Annotated in this window: 3 protein-coding genes; 2 read left to right on the top strand and 1 reads right to left on the bottom strand. The window is 72.5% G+C overall.

The window, feature by feature from the left end; translation table 11 throughout:
- On the bottom strand, positions 1-1,549 hold a 1,549-nt coding region (locus JHC79_RS21610), incomplete at its 3' end, for a UvrD-helicase domain-containing protein (protein WP_296394766.1).
- Positions 1,550-1,668: 119 nt separating this feature from the next.
- Between JHC79_RS21610 and JHC79_RS21615 the strand changes: the two genes are divergently transcribed.
- Both JHC79_RS21615 and JHC79_RS21620 read left to right on the top strand, forming a co-directional pair.
- Positions 1,669-2,463, top strand: coding sequence for an alpha/beta fold hydrolase (locus JHC79_RS21615; RefSeq protein ID WP_296394768.1), 795 nt, complete (start codon positions 1,669-1,671; stop codon positions 2,461-2,463).
- Between the two features lie 3 nt (positions 2,464-2,466).
- Positions 2,467-2,763, top strand: a 297-nt coding sequence (locus tag JHC79_RS21620) for an MGMT family protein (protein ID WP_296394770.1), incomplete at its 3' end; no start/stop codon positions are given.

Raw genomic sequence — 2,763 nt, forward strand, 5'->3', positions numbered from 1 at the left:
CACGCAGCTCGGTGTCGACGCGACGCACGCCACGGCGCAGCCGGCGCAGGGCGGTCGGATCGGCGCCGCCCACCGGGCCGGTGAGCAGTTCGACGATCTCGTCGGCGTCGAGAGGGCGCTCGACCGCACGCAGGACGGTCATCAGTGCCGCGACGGCGCGCTGTCGGTGCAGCGGCATCTCGGTCGCGGGGGTCACCACCGGCACACCGGCCGAGCGCAGGGCACGTCGCAGCGGCGCGATGGCCCTCGGGACCGACCGCACGATGACCGCCATGTCCGACCATGCGACACCGTCGAACAGATGCGCGCGCCGCAACGCGTCGGCGACCGCCGTCGCCTCCTTCGCCGCCGACGAGTACGAGGTCACGGTGACCGCGGGTCGGCCGCCGGTCTCGGTGTCGGTCCGCACACCCCGCGTCGGCGGGTGGATGCGCGAGCCGGGCAGACGCGCCGCGATGCCGGCTCCCACCGCCGCGACCCCGTGGGCGCTGCGGTGGTTCAGCTCGAGGACCACGTCGTGGTCGCCACCCGCCGGCACGAGGGTGTCGAGGAAACGTGAACTGGCGCCGCGGAACCCGTAGATCGACTGGTCGCCGTCACCGGCGATCACGGTGACCTCGGTGCCGGTCCCGATGAGCCGCACCAGGGCCGCGGCGTGCGGGTCGAGGTGGTGGGCGTCGTCGACGAGGAGGTGGCGGATCCGGGCGCGCTCGCGGTCGAGCAACACCGCGTCGCCGGAGAGGGCGGTGAGTGCGGAGCCGATGAGTTCGGCGGCGTCGACGGCCGGAGCCGACGCCTGCGGCGCCTCGACCCCGACGGCACCGCGCAGCAGCATGCTCTGCTCGTACTGGCGGTAGGCGATCCCGGCGGCCACCCATTCCTCGCGGCGGTGTTCGCGGCCGAGGGCGATGAGACCTTCCGGCCCGATGCCGCGTTCGGCGGCGCGCATCATCAGGTCACGCAGCGCCTGGGCGAAGCCGTCGGTGCCCAGGGCCGGTCGGAGCCGCTCGGGCCAGTGGCGTGCGCCGTCGTCGATGTCGCCGGCGAGCAGCTCGCGCAGCACGGCGTCCTGCTCGGACCCGGTGATCAGGCGCGGCGGTGGGTTCCCGTATGCGGCGGCCTGGAGTCGCAGGACCGCGAACGCGTACGAGTGGATGGTGCGGACCAGCGGCTCCCGCGTGGACCGTCGCAGGTCACTGCGCTGCGTGGACGCGTCGAGCACGCGGGCGCTGATCTGCTCCCGCAGCCGGGCCGCGGCGCGGCGGTTCGCGGCCAACACGAGTACCGACTCGGGGTCGGTGTCGGGATCGGTGAGGCGGGCGACCGCGATGTCGGCGAGCAGCGCGGTCTTGCCGGTCCCGGGACCGCCGGTGACCCGGAACGGATGCCAGCCCGATCGTTCGTCCGCCTCGATCGGGGCGGTGCCGGCGATCAGAGCGGCCGCATCGTCGTCCCACACGTGGTCGGTCGAGGCCGCCCGAGGGGGCGTCACGAGCGTGGCCCGGACCTCGACACGGCGTGGCGAGGATCCTCGGGACGGCTGCGTCATGCGATCCCTCCCCTCGTCGATGTGTGGCCCTCCGATCGGTTCCCGTGGCCTGTGCGCACCGATGAGATCACGACGGTGCGACAGCCCCGGGTCGTCGTGGATCCGGCATGATCTCCACCATGACAGCTCTGACGGTGCCGGTGTTCGGACCGGCCGACGGGACCACGGTACTGGCCCTGCACGGTGTGACCGGGCACGGCAGGCGGTGGACGACGCTGGCTGACGATCACCTGCCGGAACTGCGGATCGTCGCCCCCGATCTGCTCGGTCACGGCCATTCGTCGTGGGATGCACCGTGGACGATCGAGGCGCAGGTCGCGGCGATCGTGGAAGTTCTCGACACCCACACCGACGGCCCGGTCGTCGTCGTCGGGCACTCCTTCGGCGGTGCGCTTGCGATCCATCTGTCCCGCGTCGAGCCGGCCAGGGTGGCCGGACTGGTCCTGCTGGATCCGGCCATCGGTCTCGACGGCGCGGTCATGTCGGAGGTGGCCGCGGCCAACCTCGACAGCTGGTATCTCCGGGACCGGCAGGACGCCTGGGATCGCAAGCGGGCCGAGGCGTGGTGGGAGGTGCCCGACGCGCTCCTCGAGGCCGAGATCGCCGAGCATCTGCTCGTGGCCGACGACGGTCGGATGTCGTGGCGGGTGCATCTCCCCGCGGTCACGACGACCTGGAGTGAGCTCGCCCGCCCATACGTGTTGCCCGCGCCCGGCATCGACGTCCGGTTGGTGGTCGCCGACAAGGTCCAGCCGCCCTATGCGCCTGCGCCTTTCCTCGCCGACCTCGCCGCACAGCAGGGTGAGCGGTTCATGCTGCACCACGAGGACTGTGACCACATGGTGCCGCTGTCGCGCCCGGAACTGACCGCGCGGCTCATCCGGGAGGCCGTGGCGTCGGTCGCCGCGGGGTGATCGATGGCGCCGATCACCGATGACCAGGTCGAGCGGGTACGAGCCCTGGTGGCGCAGATCCCGTCCGGACGGGTGTCGACGTACGGCGACCTCGCCGAGGCCGCGGGCCTGTCCAGCCCGCGCATCGTCGGCTGGATCATGCGCACCGATTCGCTCGACCTGCCGTGGCATCGGGTGATCGGCGTATCCGGCCGTCCCGCACCACATCTGCGCACGACTCAACTGGAGGCCCTGCGCGCCGAGGGCGTCGTCATCACCGACGGTCGGGTGCAGATGTCGACGGCACGTCTTCGTCCGCCG

It is taken from the genome of Williamsia sp. (assembly GCF_016462415.1).
In the GTDB taxonomy this organism is placed as follows: domain Bacteria; phylum Actinomycetota; class Actinomycetes; order Mycobacteriales; family Mycobacteriaceae; genus Williamsia_A.

What these genes read in the sequence shown, in the direction of transcription:
- JHC79_RS21615 (WP_296394768.1), top strand. Translation starts at nt 1,669, where the DNA reads ATGACAGCTCTGACGGTGCCGGTGTTCGGACCGGCCGACGGGACCACG.